General features: G+C 64.8%; 19 protein-coding genes. 5 read left to right on the top strand and 14 right to left on the bottom strand.

All coding sequences use genetic code 11. The features are described 5' to 3' along the window. Positions 1-10 precede the first annotated feature (10 nt). The 3 genes from ptsP to FJ942_RS22945 all read right to left on the bottom strand — a co-directional run bounded on the left by ptsP (position 11) and on the right by FJ942_RS22945 (position 4,399). Positions 11-2,281 carry a phosphoenolpyruvate--protein phosphotransferase gene (gene ptsP / locus FJ942_RS22955; RefSeq protein ID WP_140500925.1) on the bottom strand — a complete coding sequence of 757 codons (2,271 nt, stop codon included), beginning with the start codon at positions 2,279-2,281 and terminating at the stop codon, positions 11-13. A gap of 80 nt (positions 2,282-2,361) precedes the next feature. After that, on the bottom strand, positions 2,362-3,615 hold the full coding sequence (locus tag FJ942_RS22950) for an aspartate kinase (protein ID WP_140500924.1): 1,254 nt from the start codon (positions 3,613-3,615) through the stop codon (positions 2,362-2,364). 211 nt (positions 3,616-3,826) lie between these two features. After that, the gene (locus FJ942_RS22945) at positions 3,827-4,399 is read right to left on the bottom strand and encodes a putative glycolipid-binding domain-containing protein (RefSeq protein ID WP_140560196.1); all 573 of its coding nucleotides are present in this window, start codon (positions 4,397-4,399) and stop codon (positions 3,827-3,829) included. A 213-nt stretch (positions 4,400-4,612) separates the two neighbouring features. Here FJ942_RS22945 and ubiG point away from each other — a divergent pair, with 213 nt between their 5' ends. After that, a complete protein-coding gene (gene ubiG / locus FJ942_RS22940) occupies positions 4,613-5,362 on the top strand; it encodes a bifunctional 2-polyprenyl-6-hydroxyphenol methylase/3-demethylubiquinol 3-O-methyltransferase UbiG (RefSeq protein ID WP_140513840.1) in 750 nt (249 codons plus the stop codon). A 6-nt stretch (positions 5,363-5,368) separates the two neighbouring features. Here the strand turns inward: ubiG and FJ942_RS22935 are convergent, their stop codons facing one another. Further along, on the bottom strand, positions 5,369-6,283 hold the full coding sequence (locus FJ942_RS22935) for a DMT family transporter (RefSeq protein WP_140513841.1): 915 nt from the start codon (positions 6,281-6,283) through the stop codon (positions 5,369-5,371). A 98-nt stretch (positions 6,284-6,381) separates the two neighbouring features. Here FJ942_RS22935 and FJ942_RS22930 point away from each other — a divergent pair, with 98 nt between their 5' ends. Beyond that, complete coding sequence (locus tag FJ942_RS22930) at positions 6,382-6,867, top strand: MarR family transcriptional regulator (protein ID WP_140500921.1); 486 nt, start codon at positions 6,382-6,384, stop codon at positions 6,865-6,867. Positions 6,868-6,871: 4 nt separating this feature from the next. Here FJ942_RS22930 and FJ942_RS22925 read toward each other — a convergent pair whose 3' ends face one another. Genes FJ942_RS22925 through FJ942_RS22910 form a run of 4 tightly spaced genes read right to left on the bottom strand, consistent with a single transcriptional unit; the run spans position 6,872 to position 9,262 of the window. Continuing rightward, on the bottom strand, positions 6,872-7,297 hold the full coding sequence (locus FJ942_RS22925; protein ID WP_140500920.1) for a DUF1178 family protein: 426 nt from the start codon (positions 7,295-7,297) through the stop codon (positions 6,872-6,874). Then, positions 7,294-8,154, bottom strand: a complete 861-nt coding sequence (locus tag FJ942_RS22920; protein WP_140633239.1) for a carbon-nitrogen hydrolase family protein — start codon at positions 8,152-8,154, stop codon at positions 7,294-7,296. The genes FJ942_RS22925 and FJ942_RS22920 overlap by 4 nt, the downstream gene beginning before the upstream one ends. Before the next feature lie 10 nt (positions 8,155-8,164). Then, complete coding sequence (gene grxC / locus FJ942_RS22915; protein WP_140513844.1) at positions 8,165-8,434, bottom strand: glutaredoxin 3; 270 nt, start codon at positions 8,432-8,434, stop codon at positions 8,165-8,167. Positions 8,435-8,461: 27 nt separating this feature from the next. Further along, complete coding sequence (locus FJ942_RS22910; protein WP_140513940.1) at positions 8,462-9,262, bottom strand: ComF family protein; 801 nt, start codon at positions 9,260-9,262, stop codon at positions 8,462-8,464. A gap of 66 nt (positions 9,263-9,328) precedes the next feature. Between FJ942_RS22910 and FJ942_RS22905 the strand changes: the two genes are divergently transcribed. Next, positions 9,329-10,201, top strand: a complete 873-nt coding sequence (locus FJ942_RS22905; protein ID WP_140513845.1) for a methyltransferase domain-containing protein — start codon at positions 9,329-9,331, stop codon at positions 10,199-10,201. A 27-nt stretch (positions 10,202-10,228) separates the two neighbouring features. Here the strand turns inward: FJ942_RS22905 and FJ942_RS22900 are convergent, their stop codons facing one another. The 5 genes from FJ942_RS22900 to argJ form a co-directional block, all read right to left on the bottom strand. Then, positions 10,229-10,408, bottom strand: a complete 180-nt coding sequence (locus FJ942_RS22900; RefSeq protein WP_140500916.1) for a Flp family type IVb pilin — start codon at positions 10,406-10,408, stop codon at positions 10,229-10,231. A 109-nt stretch (positions 10,409-10,517) separates the two neighbouring features. After that, positions 10,518-10,832, bottom strand: coding sequence for a hypothetical protein (locus FJ942_RS22895; RefSeq protein ID WP_140500915.1), 315 nt, complete (start codon positions 10,830-10,832; stop codon positions 10,518-10,520). A 145-nt stretch (positions 10,833-10,977) separates the two neighbouring features. Then, complete coding sequence (locus tag FJ942_RS22890; RefSeq protein ID WP_140525450.1) at positions 10,978-11,400, bottom strand: (deoxy)nucleoside triphosphate pyrophosphohydrolase; 423 nt, start codon at positions 11,398-11,400, stop codon at positions 10,978-10,980. Positions 11,401-11,408: 8 nt separating this feature from the next. Continuing rightward, entirely contained in the window at positions 11,409-12,161 is a 753-nt protein-coding gene (locus FJ942_RS22885) for a GNAT family N-acetyltransferase (RefSeq protein ID WP_140500961.1), read from the bottom strand. Between the two features lie 29 nt (positions 12,162-12,190). Then, a complete protein-coding gene (gene argJ / locus FJ942_RS22880) occupies positions 12,191-13,432 on the bottom strand; it encodes a bifunctional glutamate N-acetyltransferase/amino-acid acetyltransferase ArgJ (RefSeq protein ID WP_140584060.1) in 1,242 nt (413 codons plus the stop codon). A gap of 383 nt (positions 13,433-13,815) precedes the next feature. Here argJ and FJ942_RS22875 point away from each other — a divergent pair, with 383 nt between their 5' ends. Further along, positions 13,816-14,415 carry a TetR/AcrR family transcriptional regulator gene (locus FJ942_RS22875; protein ID WP_140899017.1) on the top strand — a complete coding sequence of 200 codons (600 nt, stop codon included), beginning with the start codon at positions 13,816-13,818 and terminating at the stop codon, positions 14,413-14,415. Positions 14,416-14,478: 63 nt separating this feature from the next. On the opposite strand, the gene FJ942_RS22870 is transcribed toward FJ942_RS22875, so the two are convergent. Continuing rightward, entirely contained in the window at positions 14,479-15,393 is a 915-nt protein-coding gene (locus tag FJ942_RS22870) for a peptidylprolyl isomerase (protein WP_140899015.1), read from the bottom strand. Positions 15,394-15,652: 259 nt separating this feature from the next. Between FJ942_RS22870 and secA the strand changes: the two genes are divergently transcribed. Further along, positions 15,653-18,385 carry a preprotein translocase subunit SecA gene (secA, locus tag FJ942_RS22865; RefSeq protein ID WP_140525448.1) on the top strand — a complete coding sequence of 911 codons (2,733 nt, stop codon included), beginning with the start codon at positions 15,653-15,655 and terminating at the stop codon, positions 18,383-18,385. Positions 18,386-18,394 lie beyond the last annotated feature (9 nt).

Below are 18,394 nucleotides of genomic sequence, written 5' to 3'. Positions count from 1 at the left end.
TGCAAAGGTGCTATAACGGAATTGAGCGGTCGTCGGCAAAGGCCTGCAGCAGCGCCCGCATCGGCAGCCCCTGGGCCGGCGCCATCAGATTGTCGTCGAAGAACGCTTTCAACGCCTCCAGCGGCAATTCGGTCAGCATCGCCTTGACCGGACCGATCGAAGCGGGCGACATCGAGATAGAACGGAAACCGAGGCCGACCAGCGCCATTGCCGAGATCGGTTTGCCGGCGAGTTCGCCGCAGAGTGTGACGGGCGTGTGGTTGCGGGCACCGGCATCGGCGATGGTCTTGAGCACCCGCAGGAACGGCGTCGACAACGTGTCGAAGCGATCGGAAAGCTGCGTGTTGCCGCGGTCGACCGCCATCACGAACTGGAACAGGTCGTTCGAGCCGACCGAGACGAAGTCGACCGCCTTCATCAACTCGTCAAGCTGGAACAGGAGGGACGGCACCTCCAACATTGCCCCGAGCTTGAGGCTGGTCGGCAAATGATGGGCAAAGCGCGACAGATGCCGCACCTCGCGGTCGATGATTTCGCGCGCCTGGGCGATCTCGCCGAGCTCGGTGACCATCGGCAGCATCAGCTTGAGCTCCCGCCCGCCGCAGGCTTTCAGCAGGGCGCGGATCTGGGTGCGCAGCAATCCCGGACGGTCCAGCGTCAGGCGGATCGCCCGCCAGCCGAGCGCCGGGTTCTCTTCCTGGATGGCGCCTTTGAAATAGGGCAGCACCTTGTCGCCGCCGATGTCGATGGTGCGGAAGGTCACCGGCTTGCCGCGCGCGGCATCGAGCACGTCGCGGTAGAGCCGCTCCTGCGCCTCGGCACGGGGAAAGGTCGAGGCGACCATGAACTGCAATTCGGTGCGGAACAGGCCGATCCCGGCGGCACCCGACTCGGCCAGTTGCGGCAGGTCGACGGCAAGCCCGGCATTCATCAAAAGGTCGACCGCAATGCCATCCTTGGTCACCGACGGCTTCTTGCGCAGTTCGCGGTAGACTTCCTGCCGGCGCGCCCGGAACCGCACCTTTTCGGCATAGGCGGCTTCGAGATCCGACTGCGGACGAAGATGAATCGCGCCTTCCTCACCGTCGACGATGATGGCATCGCCGTTTTCCGCCATGGAAACGGCGCCCTTCATCTGCCCGGCGACGGGAATGCCCATGGCGCGCGCGACGATGACGACGTGGCTGGTGGCGGCGCCATCCTCGAGCACCAGTCCGCGCAATTTGTCCCGGGGGTAGTCGAGCAGTTCGGCGGCGCCCATCGAGCGGGCGACAATGATGGCATCCTTCGGCAGCGAGGCCGCGACATCGTCAGGCCCGCGTCCCATCAGCTGGCGCAGAAGCCGGTTGGCGAGGTCGTCGAAATCGCTCATCCGCTCGCGCAGATAAGGATCGGTCATGTGCAGCATGCGCGCGCGCATGTCGCTCTGCACCTTTTCGACCGCAGCTTCCGCCGTCAGGCCGTTGCGGATCGCCTCTTCCAGCCGCCGGACCCAGCCGCGGTCGTTGGCGAACATGCGGTAGGCTTCCAGCACCTGGCGATGCTCGCCCTCGAAGGCGACGTCGCGGCGCTCGAGCATGTCGTCGATGGAAAGCCTGAGCGAGCCGAGCGATGCCTCGAGCCGGCGGACTTCCTCTTCGCTGTCCTCGTTGAACAGGTTGGTGACGACGATGCGCGGTTCGTGCAGCACGACATGACCGAGCCCGACGCCCTCGTTGAACGACAGGCCGGTGAAGCTGACCGGGCGGCGCAGGTCGAGCTCGAGGCCGGGCCGCGTCAGCCGCGCCAGATCGCCGGTGGCGATCATCTCGGCGATAACCATGGCGGTGGTTTCCAGCGCCTCGACCTCGTCGTCGCGATAGTGGCGCATGGTCTTGTTCTGCACCACCAGCACGCCCAGCGTGCGCCCTGCCCTGAGCACCGGCACGCCGAGGAAGGAATTGTAGATCTCTTCCCCGGTTTCCGGCAGGTAGGCGAAAGCCGGATGTTCCTGCGCATTGGATAGATTGAGCGGCCGCGCGCTGGCGGCGATCGTGCCGACCAGGCCTTGCCCCAGCCTGAGCTGCGCCAGGTGCACCGCGTTGGGGTTCAGGCCTTCGGTGGCGTAGAGTTCGAGCACGGAATCGGCGCGCAGCACATAGAGCGAGCACACTTCGGCGACCATGTTGGAGGCGATGTCGCGCACGATGCGGTCGAGCCGCTCCTGCGGCTCCAGCGGCTCCTGCATGAGCTCGCGGAGCCGTTTCAGCAGAACGCGCGGGCCACTGGCCGGGTCACGCATCGCGGCTTCTTCTCCAATAGGCTTCCTGCCGGCGCAGTTTCGGCCGCCGCCGGCACGCACGCAACAACTGATTCAGTCTGCTACTGCTTATCCAGACCGTAGACGGAATGCAAAGTGCGAACCGCGAGTTCCGTGTAAGGACCGTCGATCAGTATCGAAATCTTGATCTCGGAGGTGGTGATGGCGCGGATGTTGATCGCCTTGTCGGCCAGCGCCTTGAAGGCGGTGGCGGCAACGCCGGCATGGCTTCTCATGCCGATGCCGATGACCGAGACCTTCGACATGCCGGCTTCCGACTGCACGACGTCGTAGCCGACATCGGCCTTCAGCCGGTCGAGCACGGCCAGCGCTTTGTCCACGTCTCCGGAGGGCACCGTGAAGGTCATGTCGGTAAGCTTGCCGTCCTCGGAAATGTTCTGGACGATCATGTCTACGTTGATGTTGGCCTCGGCCAGCGGCCCGAAGATGCCGGCGGCAACGCCCGGCCGGTCGCCGACACGGCGCAGCGAAATCTGCGCCTCGTCCTTGGCATAGGCAATTCCGGTGACGACCTGCTGTTCCACGATTTCTTCCTCGTCGCAAATAAGCGTTCCGGGCGGATTGAGCAAATCCCCCATTCCGGGCGCGTCGGGATCGTCGAAGGACGACCGCACGAAGGTACGCACCCTGTGCACCATGGCAAGCTCGACCGATCGCACCTGCAGAACCTTGGCGCCGAGCGAGGCCATTTCAAGCATTTCCTCGAACGATATCTTGGCCAGCCGCCGCGCCTTGGGCTCGATGCGTGGATCGGTGGTGTAGACGCCGTCGACGTCGGTATAGATGTCGCAGCGGTCGGCTTTGACGGAGGCCGCGATCGCCACCGCGCTGGTGTCGGAGCCGCCACGACCAAGCGTTGCGATGCGGTTGTCCGGTCCGATGCCCTGGAAACCTGCGATGACGGCGACCTGGCCCTCGCCGAAGCGTTTGACCAGGAAAGCGCCGTCGATGTCGAGGATGCGTGCCGCGCCATGCGCGTTGTCGGTCTTGATCGGGATCTGCCAGCCCTGCCAGGAGCGGGCGTGCACGCCCATGTTCTGCAAGGTGATCGCCAGGAGGCCTGCCGTCACCTGCTCGCCGGACGCGACGACGGCATCATATTCGCGCGCGTCGTGCATCGGCGAGGCCTCGCGCGTCCAGCCGACCAGTTCGTTGGTCTTGCCGGCCATCGCCGAGACCACCACCGCCACCTCGTGGCCGGCATCGACCTCCCGTTTGACGTGACGCGCCACATTGCGGATGCGGGCGATGTCGGCGACGGAGGTTCCGCCGAATTTCATCACGATGCGCGCCATGGAAGCGAAATGCCTTTGACTGAAGCCGGCTCTGCGCCGAAAAACCGAGAAAAGCGCCCGGCTGGCGCCGGCCGCTGAATGCGCGGCCTCCTTAGCCAAAACATCCAGGCTTCGCAAGCGATGGCGCACAAGAAGGGCGCCACGTGCCTGCTGGACTGGAACTCCATTTTGCGCAGCGCCGCTACCGGCAAGGCTCTCAGAGCGGCGGACCTCAGCCCGGGCGGGCGACGCTCTTCCACAAATCTGGATAGTCGAGCACGAAGCCGAGTGGAGAGACCTCCAGCACCGCCTCATAGCCGAACGCCGGCGCGGCATAGGCATAGCGGGCCGGGTCGAGGCGCCGGTAGGCCTGGTCGAGCCGCGTCACTCTGAGCTCGGGAAAGGCCAGATAGGCGGCCGGTGCCGGCGTCGCCTCGCCGACGGCGAGCGCGAACCGGCGGATCGCCAGGAGGTTCGAAGCCGGCGTGAAGCCGAGATCGACGTCGATCAGGCCGGCCACCTCCGGCTGCGGCTCGCCATCCAGCGTCCAGGAGCCGTCAGTATGGCGCTCGATCCCCAGGGAAAGCTCTTGCGGGCCGAGAAAGCCCTCGATACGTGCCGAGCGCGTGTGCCAGCCGGCATCGCAATCCACCTCGTAGGCGATGCAACACGGCTTGTCGTCTTGCAGAAAGATGGCCTGCCCCTTCAGGCGGTGCCCGCCGGGCCGCTGCGAGAGCATGCAGGAATCGTGACCTTCAAGGTCGAGCCTGCGCCAAAGGATCGATGCGGTCTGAATCACGGCCATCTCCTTTTCTCAACACGATCTTCCCTTTTTCGCACGCCGCCGCTTTTTTGTTTCGGCCGAGGTGCTCCCTGAGCTGACACGTCCTGACAGGGCGCCGCCGGCAATAGAGGGCGCTTGTCGGCGGTGCCGGCCTCGCACTGTCAGCAGGCGAAAATGCAGCCTTGACTTTCCCTCCCCCACGCCCGACTTGCTAGCGTCCGAGGAGACCAATCGATGCCAGAGCCCCGACGATCGACGATCGATGCCGGAGAAGTGGAGCGCTTTTCCGCCCTTGCCGCCGAATGGTGGAACCCGAACGGCAAGTTCCGGCCGCTGCACAAGTTCAACCCCATCCGGCTTGCCTACATACGCGACCAGGTGGCAACGCGCTTCGGCCGCGATCCGCGCGCGGCACGGCCATTCGAGGGCCTGCGCTTTCTCGACATCGGTTGCGGCGGCGGCCTGCTGTGCGAGCCGATGGCGCGGCTTGGCGCCGAAGTGGTCGGCGCCGATGCTTCCGCCACCAATATCGAAGTGGCCAAATTGCACGCCGCCGAAGTCGGCGTGACGATCGACTACCGCGCCACCACGGCCGAGGACCTGGCCGACGCCGGCGAAAAATTCGACGTTATCCTCAATATGGAAGTGGTCGAGCATGTCGCCGACATCGACCTGTTCGTCGCCAAATGCGGCGAGATGGTCAAGCCCGGCGGCATCATGTTCGTGGCCACGATCAACCGCACGCTGAAGGCGCTAGGGCTGGCCATCATCGGCGCCGAATATGTGCTGCGCTGGCTGCCGCGCGGCACTCATCAGTTCGGCAAGCTGGTGCGCCCGGAAGAGCTGGAAAAGGCGCTCGGCGGCGCCGGCCTGACCGTCATCGACCGCACCGGCGTCGTCTACCACCCGCTCGCCGACCGCTGGCAGCGGTCGAAAGACATGGACGTCAACTACATGGTGCTGGCGGAAAAGGGCACGGTCTGAACCGGCTCACGCCGCCTGACTCTGCGCCCTCGCGCTGGTCCCGCTTTGCGCCTTGGTGGTGATAAACACGCCGGCCGTGATGATGACAGCGCCTGCCCAGGTCAGCAGCTGATAGTGCTCGCCGAGGAAGATCGTGCCCGCGAACAGCCCGACGGCCGCCGCCACATAGCCGATCTGGCTGAGATAGACCGGGCCGCCCACCGCCTGCAGCCGGAAGAAGAAGGCAAACATTGCCGAAGCCGACGCCATCTGCGCGACGACCACAGGCGGTACCGCGCCCAGCGGAACAAACGCTTGCCAGCCGAAAAGCGTCAGGATGCCGAGGAGAAGCAAGGTCGCCGACGCCAGATGGCTGCCCACGGCAAGCTCGATCGGGCCGGTTCCTTCGGGCCAGTCGACGGTGCGGTAGATGTTGCCCGCGGCAAGGCTGACCGGGATCAGCAACCCGATCGTTACCCAGAAATAATCGGCCGGTTGGCCAGCTTCGCCGCGTGTAAGCGCGACCATGACCGCACCGATGAAGCCGACCGCAATGCCGATGACGCCGAGCAGGTTGGGGCGCCGAACGCCAAGCAAGATCGAGAACACGAGCGTGATCACCGGCGATAGCGTGAACATGATGCCCGTATATCCCGCGCCGAGATGCGGGATGGCCGAAAACATCAAGAGGTTGGGAAAGGCATAGGACACCGCCGCCGTGACGAAGAAATAGCGCAGCTTGCGCGCCGTAAGCTTGATGCGCTCGCCACGCAGCAGGAGAGCCAGCAACAGCACGCCGCCGGCACCGAGCGAGATGACGAAGGCCCAGACCATGGCCGGAACGCCGGCGGCGGTCGCAAGCTTGCCGAACGGCAGCGTCAGGCCAAGCAGGGCGCCCGTCACGACCAGCAGGCCAAGCGCCGAATCCCAGAGAAATTTCATCTGATGGTCCTCGTCATCGTCGCCGGCACTTGGCCGCCACTTCATTTTCCGATAAGATAACGAAAAGATTCTTAACGTCAAGATACATGGCAGAATAGATGGACAGGGCGGCAAAGGCGATCGAACAATGGAACAGGGAGAGGCCGGACCTTGACGTCTCGCCGATGGGCGTGATCGGGCGGTTGAATGAAGCATCCTCGCTGATTGCCCGCGAGCGCCTCGCGCCGTTGTTTGCGCGCTATGGATTGCAGGCCGGCGAATTCGACGTGCTGGCCACGTTGCGCCGCTCGGGCGCGCCCTACGCGCTGACCCCGACCGCCCTTTACGAGGCGACGATGGTGACCTCGGGCGCCATGACCAACCGGCTCGACCGGCTCGAAACCTCAGGGTTGATCGTGCGTGGTCCGCATCCCAACGACCGGCGCGGCATCGTCGTGCGGTTGACTGAAAAAGGTCTCGCTTTGATCGACGAGGCCATTGCTGCCCACGTCGCCAACGAGCACGAGATTCTTTCCGGCCTGACGCAAGCCGAACGGGAAACGCTTTCGCGCCTGCTTGAAAAATTGATCGGCAGCGTGAGCTGACCGCTCAGTTCCGATCCTCCGGAAACACCGGGATCGGCATGAACTCGACGCCGTCCTCGGCCAGGCTCTTGGCCTCCTCCAGCGTCGCCTCGCCATAGATGCCGCGCGGGTCGGTCTCGCCGAAATGGATCTTGCGCGCTTCCTCGGCGAATTTGTCGCCGACGTAATCGGCATTCTCGCGAACCTTCTCGGCCATTGCCTTCAGTTGCGCCAGCGCCTGCTTCTGCGCCTCGCCCATGGCGAGCGCTATCGTTTCCTGCTTGCGCGCCGTCGACACGGCCGGCGCCATCAGGGCTTTCTCCACCTTGTGCGAGCCGCAGCTCGGGCAATCGACGAAGCCACGCTTCTTTTGCGTGTCGAAATCGTCATTGCTGCGGAACCAGCCCTCGAACTCGTGCTCGTTTTCGCAGATCAGGGAGAAGCGGATCAAGAGGCCGCTCCCCTGAGACGCGATGTCTCGGACGAACCGGCATTGACAGCGAAATCCCGCGCATTTTTCAGATTGGGGATCTTCTTGCGCGCCGCCAGCGACTGCGCCGGGTCGATCTCGGCGACGATCACCGCCGGCTCATTGTGCGCCGCCTCCGCGATGACGCGGCCCCACGGATCGACGATCAGCGAATGGCCATAGGTTTCGCGGCCGTCCTCGTGAAGGCCGCCTTGCGCAGCGGCCACGACATAGGCGCCGTTCTCGATGGCGCGGGCCCTGAGCAGCACGTGCCAATGCGCCTCGCCGGTTTGGCGGGTGAAGGCGGCGGGCACGGAAAGCAGGTCGGCGCCGGCTAGCGCCTCGGCGCGGAACAGTTGCGGAAACCGCAGGTCATAACAGACGGCAAAGCCCAGCTTGGCGCCTTCGATGGTCGTGACGACCGCCTCCGTGCCGGGCTCGTAGGTCGCGGATTCGCGCCAGCTCTCGCCATTGTCGAGATCGACGTCGAACATATGGATCTTGTCATAGGAGGCGAGCGTGGCGCCGTCCGGACCGAACAGCAGCGCCCGGTTGGCGAGCTTGCCGTCGGCGCGCAGGATGGCGGTCGAGCCGATATGCAGGTGGACGCCAAGTTCGCGGGCCAGTCGGCGGGCGGTCCCGACGATGATGTCCTTGTCCTCTGAGGTGAAAGACGCGGCCTTCTTGTCACGCACCAGCGCTCCGGTCATTTCCGGTGTCTGGATGTAGGTGGCCCCCTGGCCGGCTGCTTCGCGCACCAGCCGCTCGAGATCAATTGCGTTGCGCTCTGGCCTCTCGCCCGAACGCATCTGGATCGCGGCCGCCTTGAAAACACCCATCATCATATCCTCAATTCGTCGAACCATTGGCGAGCAACTTGTCCAGCCGGCCTTGCGCCTCCAGCTCGTGGAGGTCGTCGCAGCCGCCGACATGCGTGTCGCCGACGAAAATCTGCGGAAAGGTCGTGCGGCCATGGGCGCGGGAAATCATCTCCTGGCGCAGTTCCGGCGAAAACGACGCGTCATGCTCCGTATAGGCGACGCCCTTGCGCTCGAGCAGCCGCTTGGCGGCCGTGCAGTAGCCGCACATCATGCGTGTATAGATGGTGACGTCGACCATGACGAATTTCCACTGTTTGTTGCCGACTTATATAGTCGTGGACTCGTCGGCCCGAAAGTCCCCCGGCAGCACGCGTGCGAAGGTCAGCACATCGACGGCGCCGGCCCCTGCTTTTTTCAGCGCCTTGCTGGCGGCGCGAACCGTGGCACCCGTGGTGTAGACGTCGTCGATCAAAAGCACGCGGCGGCCGGCGATCTCGATTTCCGCTTCGGCAGGCACGCGAAAGGCGGCCCGCACGTTGTCCTCGCGGTCCTTGCGCTCCAGCCCGACCTGCTGGCGCGTGAGCTTGACACGCCGCATGGCCGAGGGTGCGAAAGACAGGCCGCTGAGCTCGCAGACCGCCCTCGCCAATTCCGCTGACTGGTTGAACCGCCGCCTGAAGAAGCGACGCCAGTGCAGCGGGACCGGCACCACCACATCCGCCTCGGCAATGAGGTCGGCGCCGGCGCGCAGCATCCAACGCGCCATCCACGGCGCCAGGTCGGTGCGATCCTGGTATTTCAGCCCCTGCACCATCTGGCGGGCGACGCCGGAATAGGCGACGGCCGCCCGCGCCCGCTCGAAGGGCGGCGGATCGGCGATCGCCTCGGCCGACAGAAAGCCCTCACCCATATGGTGGGTGAACGGCGTGCCCATCACCGGGCACCAGGGCCGCTCCAGGAGGCGCAGTTTCGGCCAGCAGGCGCCGCACAGAACGCCGGGCTGCGAGACATGCCTGCGGCAGCCGGCGCAGACAGGCGGGAACAGGATGCGCGCCGGCCAGTTCGCCGCCGACCGTGCAAGGTTCCTGATGTCCAGAGGCTTGATCTTGGGCATGGGATCGGCCACGTGGTGGGTGCTGTGCGCCACTATATCAACTCCATCGGGGAATGGACAAACAAAGGATCTGCCCGTTTGCTGCCGATAATGGACACCTCACTGTGGCTGGCGCACAAGCAGCGCGCGCTCGATCATCCGGTCGGCGGCGCGGACTTCCTGATGCGGCGCAGTGCCGACGATCTTGCCGACCGGCTGGGTGCCGTGGAGCGCAGGTTTAGCAAGGCAGCGGTGCTGTTTTGCCAGACGTCGGCCGCAGCCGACATCCTCGCCGCGAGCGGCAAGGTGGCGGACATCGTCCGTGTCGAGGCGGATACGGCTTTCCTGGGCAATTCCGCCGGCATGGTAGCGCCGCTGGAAACCGTGCCCTTCGAGCCGCAAAGCCTCGACCTGGCGGTGTCGCTTCTTTCGTTGCAGGCCATGAACGACATTCCCGGCATGCTGGTGCAGATCCGCCGTGCGCTGCGTCCGGACGGGCTTTTCCTCGGCGCCTTCGCCGGCGCCGGCACGCTCGGCGAATTGCGTGAAAGCCTGCTGGCGGCCGAGACCGAGCTTCACGGCGGCGCCAGCCCGCGCGTCATTCCGTTCACCGACGTTCGCGACGCGGGAGCGCTGCTGCAGCGCGCCGGCCTCGCTCTGCCGGTCGCCGATGTCGAGACGGTGACGGTGCGCTATGACAGTCTTTTCAACCTGATGGCCGATTTGCGCGCCATGGGCGAAACCAGCGCGCTTGCCGATCGCAGCCGGCGGCCGGGCACACGCCAGCTGTTCGCCCGCGCCGCGCAAATCTACGCCGAGCGGTTTTCGGATCCCGACGGCCGCATCCGCGCAAGCTTTTCGATGGTCTGGATGTCCGGCTGGGCGCCCGATGCATCGCAGCAAAAGCCGCTCAAGCCGGGTTCGGCCAAGATCTCGCTGAAGACTGTGTTGGAGCAGCCCAAGGGGCAATGACAGTGTCCGCGGACGCGGACAGCCAGATCAGGGTGCGAAAGCGTTGGCAAGCCTGCTGCCATTGTCGCTGAACAGCCAGGTGATCGCGTTGAAGACCTGGCTGATGCCGCCGACGATCGTCAGCGACAGTACGGCGACGATCAAGCCGTATTCGACGGCCGTGGCGCCCTTTTCATCGTTCAGGAAACGCAGCAGCACTGTTTTCATCACGTCGATCCCTCTTGCCGGAACCATACCGCCGACCTGTTAAGAAAGGTTAACGGCACAGGCTTAATAGGCGATGAAACCGCCGCCTCTGAAAATGTCTTGGACCCGGTCAGCAGTCGCCGCTGGTCCGGCCGTCGGATCGGATGATGCAGACCGAATCGGGCTGCGGCTGAAGCACGCTGCGGCGCACCGTATAGGTATCGCGACGAGTGATCGAACCAGTGGCAGTCATGTCGAGACCGCTGGCAAAATTCCGAGCCGATTGCGAGCGCGTCTGGCTCTCGAGGAAGGGCGTTGCGATCAGGGCCAGCGCCACCGCGGCCGACCCGAACAGCAGCGTGACGCGCAGCACGCCCATGCCCGCATCCGCGGCGCGAAAACTGCGGTCGGGCCGGATCGAATCCCAATCCCTGTCTAGGCTCATGCTGTCGCTCCCCAGAAAATCGCCGGCACGGCCGCGACGAGGCAGCCTTGCATCAATTTTTCATGATGAGATAAATCTTCCATTAATGCTGGCTTATGCGCCCCGCAGCTCCGCTCAGCCACAGGCCGCTAGCGGTTCTGTTCGCCTACAGGAGGTCGATCAGGAACGGGATCAGCGGAGCGTCGGCCGGCGGCATCGGGTAGTCGCGCATCTGCCTGGGCCGCACCCATTTCAGCGCCTGCCCCTCCTTCGGCTGGGCGATGCCGCGAAAGCGGCGGCAGATGAAAAGCGGCATCAAAAGATGGAAATCGTCGTAGCTATGGCTGGCGAAGGTGAGCGGTGCCAGGCACGGGATGTCGGTCTCGATCCCGATCTCCTCATAGAGTTCGCGAATAAGGCATTGCTCCGGCGTCTCGCCGGGCTCGACCTTGCCGCCGGGAAACTCCCAGAGCCCGGCAAGCTGCTTGCCCTCGGGCCGCTGCGCCAGGAGCACGCGCCCGTCGGCGTCGACCAGGGCGCAGGCGGCGACCAGGAGCAGGCGCTTGCCGGCGATCGTCACATCATTCATGCCCGATTTCACCCATGAACAGGCGGCCGGCGGTAGTGGTAGCGATAGACCTCGTCGAAGCCGAGCGAATGATAGAGCGCCAGCGCCGGCACATTGCCGGCCTCGACCTGCAGCCAGGCTTCCCGCGCGCCGCGCAGCCGCGCCCATTTCAGCGCCGACAGGATCAGGTTGCGGCCGTGGCCCTTGTTGCGTGCCGACTTGTCGGTGGCGACCTCGAACAGGCCGGCGAGATCGCCGTCATGGACGCAGATCAGCGTCGCCAGTGGTTCCGCTCCAGCCTCGAGCGCGAACAGCCCGGCCTCGGGCTGGATGGCGCCGATGATCTCCGACAGGCCTGGCCGCAGCGACGCGTCCGAGCCGCTGACCTTGAGCGACGCGCCGATGAAGCGGCTGATGTCCTTCAACGGGATCTGGTCCATGGCGGCATCCAGCTGGGCATCGGCCAGCGGCAGCCGCATCACCAGCGATTCGTCGAACCGGCTCCAACCCTCGCGGTCGAGATGGCTGGCGAGATCCGGACCCGATAGCGGCGACATGCGGAAGGTCAGCGGCCTGCCATAGGCATCGAAACGGCGGCTGGCGCGGCCGATGCGGTCAGCGATGTGCTGGGTGTCGCCGGGATCGAGCGGATTGACCGAATTCAGCCGCTTGGCCGGATGTCCGGCCGTCAGCCGCACCACCCAGGTGCCGTCATAATGGACTGCCGCCGCGGGCCAGGCGCGGAACCCGGCCGCCTCATAGCGGCGCACTGTCGCCAGCATGCTGGCCGGATGTTTGGAAACCAAGTCCGTCAGCTCCGGTAGTCGCCATTGATGGCGACGTATTCCTTGGTGAGGTCACAGGTCCACACCGTCGCCTTGCCGCGGCCGATGCCGATATCGGCGCGGATGCGGATGTCGTCGCGCTTCATATACGCCGAGGTCGCTTCCTCCGAATAGGCCGGATCGCGCTCGCCCTCATGCGCCAGCCTGTTGTCGCCGAACCAGATCGACAGGCGGTCGCGGTCAGCCGGCTCGCCGGCCTTGCCGACGGCCATGACGACGCGGCCCCAATTGGCGTCCTCGCCGGCGACCGCCGTCTTGACCAGCGGCGAATTGGCGATCGAGAGCGCGATGCGCTTGGCCGAGCGCGCCGATTTCGCGCCGGTAACGGTGACTTCGACCTGCTTGCGGGCGCCCTCACCATCGCGCACCACTTGCAGCGCCAGCGACTTCAGCACTTTGCCGAGCGCACGGCGGAACGCCCCCAGACGGGCATCCTTGGGATCGGTTACCTCCGGCGCGCCGCGTTTGGCGGCCTTTCCGGTGGCGAAGAGCAGCAGCGTGTCGCTGGTGGAGGTGTCGCTGTCGACGGTCACCGCGTTGAAGGTCTTGGCCGTGCCGCGCGACAGCAGATCCTGCAGCACGGGGGCGGCGATCGGCGCATCGGTGGCGACGAAGGACAGCATCGTGGCCATGTCGGGTGCGATCATGCCGGCGCCCTTGGAAATGCCGTTGATGGTGACATCGGTCTCGCCGAGCTTGACGGTCTGCGTCGCCACCTTCGGATAAGTGTCCGTGGTCATGATGGCCTTGGCCGCCTCGGTCCACAGGTCGGGCTTGCCGTTGCTGACCAGACCAGCCAGCAGATGGCTGAACTTGGTTGTGTCAAGCGGCTCGCCGATGACGCCGGTCGAGGCCAGGAACACCTCGCCTGGCGTGCAGCCGGCAGCCTTGGCTGCCGCTTCGCCCGTCAGCGCGGTGGAGTCCCGGCCCTTCTTGCCGGTGAAGGCATTGGCGTTGCCGGAATTGACGACGAGCACCCGGGCCTTGCCCGCGGCGAGGTTCTGCCGGCAGAAATCGACTGGCGCCGAGGGGCATTTCGACTTTGTGAACACGCCGGCGACCGCCGTGCCGGGCTCGAAGACCATGGCCAGGAGATCGGTGCGGTTCTTGTATTTTATCCCCGCTTCGGCGGTGGCGATGCGCACCCCCTCGATCTCAGGCATCTTGGGGTATTTCTTCGGCGCGAGCGGCGAAATCGTCGTGGACATGGAACCTCGGACGGGAAAAATCGGCGGAGAAACGCCGGTTTGCCCGATACGGCGCGCCCGCGCAAGGCGTTTTGGTGGCGGCGTGAGAACCGGAATTGGCCTTGACCGGTTCGCAGCCGGCTCCGTTGCAGTTCGCTGGCACCGCCCTGCCCAGGTTGCGATCTCTCCCAAGGCAGCTTGTGACACTGACCTTGGTATTTCTGGACGCCGTTGTGACTCGGCGCCGGCGCGCGGGTGGAGTTGGTCAGCACCGATGACCGCCTGGGCATCGTGCGGGAGACATGGCAGGCAAATGTCTCCTGCTTCAGCCGCCAAGAACGGGCCGTTTCGTTCCATCGTCGGATCACTTATATTGCCGGCCTAACCGACGCGAGGGCGACAGGATGGCCGAAGAGGCGGATACGGCGCGTAAATCCATTGGTGCGCGGCGCAATCCCGACAGCGCGGAAGCCATTCTCGATGCCGCCGAGGCGGTGTTGGTCGAGGCCGGCTATGCCGGCTTCTCGATCGAGGCCGTGGCGCGGCGGGCGCGTGCCGGCAAGCCGACCATCTATCGCTGGTGGCCGAGCAAGGCCTCGCTGCTGCTGGAGGTCTACCAGCGCCAGAAACGCGTCGATGTTCCCGATACGGGAAGACTGGAAGAGGATCTCGTCGGCTTCCTCAAGAACCTGTTCGCGCACTGGCGCGAGACGTCGTCGGGCAGCGTGTTCAGGTCGCTGATCGCCGAGGCACAGTCGGACGAAACGGCGGCCACGGCCCTTGCTGGCTATACAGGCGGGCGCCGGGCCCACACCGGCCAGATCATCGAGCGCGCCAGGGCAAGGGGCGAGGTCGCGGCCGATGTCGATCCGGCTGTGGCGGCTGACCTGGTGGCTTCCTATGCGTGGCGGCAGCTCCTGACCAACCGGCTCGACGAAGACGAGGCGACGATACGCAAGGTGGTCCGCTATCTCCTGCGAGGCATAGAGGGGCCCGACGGCTGAACTGACGCAAAAAGGGCGCGGCGCCCTTTGGCCACCGCGCCCCTTTTTCGAAACCGTTCTGGTTTACTTGGCGCTTTCCAGCGTATCGACGGCCTTCTTCAAATTGGCGTCGGGAATTTCGACCTTGGCATCGGCGCGCAGCGACTTGACCAGCGCGAAATACTTGTCGCGGATGACCGCCTGCTTGGCCTGGTCCTTGACGTCGTCGAAGGCCGGCGGCTGCTTGGTGCGCTTGTCCTCGAGCTTGATCACATGCCAGCCGAACTGCGACTGCACCGGCTGCTCGGTGTATTTGCCGACCTCGAGCGCGAAAGCGGCCTTGTCGAATTCCGGCACCATCTGGCCAGGTCCGAACCAGCCGAGATCGCCTCCACTGGTCTTGCCGCTCGGATCCGAGGTGTGCTCGTTGGCGAGCTTCTGGAAATCGGCGCCGCCGTCGAGTTGCTTGATAATCGCCTCGGCCTCTTCCTTCGTCTTCACGAGGATGTGACGGGCATGCACCTCGTTGACCGGCGGCGTGTTGGCGATCTCCTGGTCGTAGCGGGCGCGGATCTCGGCGTCGGTGACCTTGTCAACGACGCCCTTCTCGACCATCTCGCCATGCAGCGCGCGCTGCTGCAGGAAGGCCATGCGGCGCTGGAAATCGGGATCCTTGTCGAGACCGGTCGAGACGGCCTGGGCGGCCATGACGCGGATCTCGATTGCGGCCGAAAGCGCCGCGGCGCGGCGTTGCTCGGCCGGGAGTTGCGCGAACTGCTGCGACAGCTCGCCTTCGGCAAGCACGAGATCTGCTTCGGTGAGGGGTTGGCCGTTGACGGTGGCAACCACTGTATTCGGATCGACCGGTGCCGCCGGTGCGGCCGGTGCCGGCTGGGCTGGTGCGGTTTCCTGCGCCATCAGCGGCGACAGGCAAAGAGCCGACAGGCCGACGGCCAGGCCGAGGCTGGCGAGCGACGCACGGCGGAACAACAAGGACATTAAGATGACTCCGATGAGGATGTGAAGGACGGGAGGCTTCCAGATCAGCCAGATTGTGGCCGAATTTGGCGCGACCGGCAGGGCCAGCGCGGCGTTGACATCAGTTGAGCCCCCTCTTATCTGTCCAACGACTTTGCGTCCAGAACCGTTTTCCGGGCGCTTTTTGCGTTGCCCGCATACAGGCGGCGCATTCACGTGGATTTGATGGGGCCGGCCGGCGCTCGTCTCAGTTTGAGAATTCTATCGAAAGGACCATTGGATGGTCAGTCTCGGCGGTCTCGCCCGTAAGGTTTTCGGCTCCTCCAACGACCGCAGGGTCAAGTCGACCCGGCCCCGTGTCGAGGCGATCAACGCCATGGAAAACGAGATGCGGGCGCTCTCCGATGCAGAGCTCGCCGGCCGCACGGAAAAGTTCCGCCAAGACATCGCCAACGGCGCCAGCCTCGAGGACCTGCTGATCCCGGCCTTCGCCACCGCCCGCGAGGCGGCGCGCCGCGTGCTCGGCATGCGCCCCTTCGACGTCCAGCTGATCGGCGGCATGGTGCTGCACAATGGCGGCATCGCCGAGATGCGCACCGGTGAGGGCAAGACGCTGGTCGCGACCTTGCCCGTTTATCTCAATGCACTGGCCGGCAATGGCGTCCACGTCGTCACCGTCAACGATTATCTTGCCACCCGCGACTCCGAATGGATGGGCCGTGTCTACAAGTTCCTCGGCCTCTCGGTCGGCGTCATCGTCCATGGCCTGTCCGACGAGGAGCGCCGCGTCGCCTACGCCGCCGACGTCACCTATGCTACCAACAACGAACTCGGCTTCGACTATCTGCGCGACAACATGAAGTACGAGCGCGCCCAGATGGTGCAGCGCGGTCACAACTACGCGATCGTCGACGAAGTCGATTCCATCCTGGTCGACGAGGCGCGCACCCCGCTGATCATTTCCGGTCCCCTCGAGGACCGTTCGGAAATGTACAACACCATCGACACTTTCATCATCCAGCTGCAGCCGCAGGATTATGAGATCGACGAGAAGCAGAAGACCTCCATCTTCACCGAGGAAGGCACCGAGAAGCTCGAGAACCTGCTGCGCGACGCCGGCCTCTTGAAGGGCGAGTCGCTCTATGACGTCGAGAACGTCGCCATCGTCCATCACGTCAACAATGCGCTGAAGGCGCACCGCCTGTTCCAGCGCGACAAGGACTATATCGTGCGCAATGGCGAGATCGTCATTATCGACGAGTTCACCGGCCGCATGATGCCCGGCCGCCGCTATTCGGAAGGCCTGCACCAGGCGCTTGAAGCCAAGGAGCATGTGGCGATCCAGCCGGAGAACCAGACGCTCGCCTCCGTTACCTTCCAGAACTATTTCCGCCTCTACAAGAAGCTTTCCGGCATGACCGGCACGGCGCTGACCGAGGCCGAGGAGTTCGGCAACATCTACGGCCTCGAAGTCACCGAGATCCCGACCAACCTGCCGGTCATCCGCAAGGACGAGGACGACGAGGTCTACCGGACGGTCGAGGAAAAATACAAGGCGATCGTCAAGGAGATCCGCGAAGCCAGCGCCAAGGGCCAGCCCACGCTGGTCGGCACCACCTCGATCGAGAAGTCCGAGCAACTGGCCGAGCGGCTGCGCAAGGAAGGTTTTAAGGATTTCGAGGTGCTGAACGCCCGCCATCACGAGCGCGAGGCTGCGATCGTCGCCCAGGCGGGCAAGCCCGGCGCCATCACCATCGCCACCAACATGGCCGGCCGCGGCACCGACATCAAGCTCGGCGGCAATGCCGAGATGCGCATCGCCGAGGAACTGGGCGACATGCCTGAAGGGCCCGAGCGCGAGGCGCGGGAAAAGGAAATCTATGCCGACGTCGAGCGCCTGAAGGAAAAGGCGCTGGCCGCCGGCGGCCTCTACGTGCTCGCCACCGAGCGCCATGAATCACGCCGCATCGACAACCAGCTTCGTGGCCGCTCCGGCCGCCAGGGCGACCCCGGCCGCTCGAAATTCTTCCTGTCGCTGCAGGACGATCTGATGCGCATCTTCGGCTCCGAGCGCATGGACGGCATGTTGCAGAAGCTCGGCCTCAAGGAAGACGAGGCCATCATCCATCCCTGGATCAACAAGGCGCTGGAAAAGGCGCAGAAGAAGGTCGAGGCGCGCAACTTCGACATCCGCAAGAATCTTCTGAAATATGACGATGTTTCCAACGACCAGCGCAAGGTCGTGTTCGAACAGCGCATCGAGCTGATGGACGGCGAAGGCCTGTCGGAGACCATTGCCGAGATGCGCGAAGGCGTTATCGACGAGATCGTCGCCAAGGCCATTCCCGAGAACGCCTATGCCGAGCAGTGGGATGTCGCCGGGTTGAAGGCCGAGGTCGCCGAGTTCCTCAATCTCGACCTGCCGATCGAGGAATGGGCCAAGGAAGAAGGCATCGCCGAGGACGACATTCGCGAGCGCATCACGCAAGCCGCCGACGCCGCCGCCAAGGAGCGCGCCGAGCGCTTCGGGCCCGAGGTGATGACCTATGTCGAGCGCTCCGTGGTGCTGCAGACGCTCGACCATCTGTGGCGCGAGCACATCGTCAACCTCGACCATCTGCGTTCGGTCGTCGGCTTCCGCGGCTACGCCCAGCGCGATCCTTTGCAGGAATACAAGAGCGAGGCATTCGAGCTGTTCCAGGCGATGCTGGGCAATCTGCGCCAGGCCGTCACCGCGCAGCTGATGCGCGTCGAACTGGTCCGCCAGGCTGCCGAGGCCCCGCCGCCGGAAGCCCCCGACATGTTCGGCACGCATATTGACGGTACCACCGGCGAGAACGATTTCGAAGGCGGCGAAACCGCCCTTCTGGTGCGCCAGGAAAGCAACGCCATCGTCGCCCCCGAAGACCGCGACCCCAACAACCCCGCTACCTGGGGCAAGGTAGGTCGCAACGAAGCTTGCCCCTGCGGCTCCGGCAAGAAATACAAGCACTGCCACGGCGCTTTCGCGTAAGGAAACCTG

The sequence above is a fragment of the Mesorhizobium sp. B2-4-2 genome (assembly GCF_006442845.1).
Classification (GTDB): Bacteria; Pseudomonadota; Alphaproteobacteria; order Rhizobiales; family Rhizobiaceae; genus Mesorhizobium.
The sequence above is the reverse complement of the archived record's forward strand: the minus strand, read 5'-3'. Positions and strand labels throughout refer to the sequence as shown.

Coding starts and splice junctions, on each gene's coding strand:
- FJ942_RS22900 (WP_140500916.1), bottom strand. CDS start 10,408: ATGAAAACAGTGCTGCTGCGTTTCCTGAACGATGAAAAGGGCGCCACG.
- FJ942_RS22945 (WP_140560196.1), bottom strand. CDS start 4,399: ATGGCCGTGATTCAGACCGCATCGATCCTTTGGCGCAGGCTCGACCTT.
- FJ942_RS22890 (WP_140525450.1), bottom strand. CDS start 11,400: ATGAATGATGTGACGATCGCCGGCAAGCGCCTGCTCCTGGTCGCCGCC.
- FJ942_RS22870 (WP_140899015.1), bottom strand. CDS start 15,393: ATGTCCTTGTTGTTCCGCCGTGCGTCGCTCGCCAGCCTCGGCCTGGCC.
- ptsP (WP_140500925.1), bottom strand. CDS start 2,281: ATGCGTGACCCGGCCAGTGGCCCGCGCGTTCTGCTGAAACGGCTCCGC.
- secA (WP_140525448.1), top strand. CDS start 15,653: ATGGTCAGTCTCGGCGGTCTCGCCCGTAAGGTTTTCGGCTCCTCCAAC.
- FJ942_RS22895 (WP_140500915.1), bottom strand. CDS start 10,832: ATGAGCCTAGACAGGGATTGGGATTCGATCCGGCCCGACCGCAGTTTT.
- FJ942_RS22920 (WP_140633239.1), bottom strand. CDS start 8,154: ATGGGTGTTTTCAAGGCGGCCGCGATCCAGATGCGTTCGGGCGAGAGG.
- FJ942_RS22885 (WP_140500961.1), bottom strand. CDS start 12,161: ATGCTGGCGACAGTGCGCCGCTATGAGGCGGCCGGGTTCCGCGCCTGG.
- FJ942_RS22950 (WP_140500924.1), bottom strand. CDS start 3,615: ATGGCGCGCATCGTGATGAAATTCGGCGGAACCTCCGTCGCCGACATC.
- ubiG (WP_140513840.1), top strand. CDS start 4,613: ATGCCAGAGCCCCGACGATCGACGATCGATGCCGGAGAAGTGGAGCGC.
- FJ942_RS22930 (WP_140500921.1), top strand. CDS start 6,382: ATGGACAGGGCGGCAAAGGCGATCGAACAATGGAACAGGGAGAGGCCG.
- FJ942_RS22875 (WP_140899017.1), top strand. CDS start 13,816: ATGGCCGAAGAGGCGGATACGGCGCGTAAATCCATTGGTGCGCGGCGC.
- FJ942_RS22935 (WP_140513841.1), bottom strand. CDS start 6,283: ATGAAATTTCTCTGGGATTCGGCGCTTGGCCTGCTGGTCGTGACGGGC.
- grxC (WP_140513844.1), bottom strand. CDS start 8,434: ATGGTCGACGTCACCATCTATACACGCATGATGTGCGGCTACTGCACG.
- argJ (WP_140584060.1), bottom strand. CDS start 13,432: ATGTCCACGACGATTTCGCCGCTCGCGCCGAAGAAATACCCCAAGATG.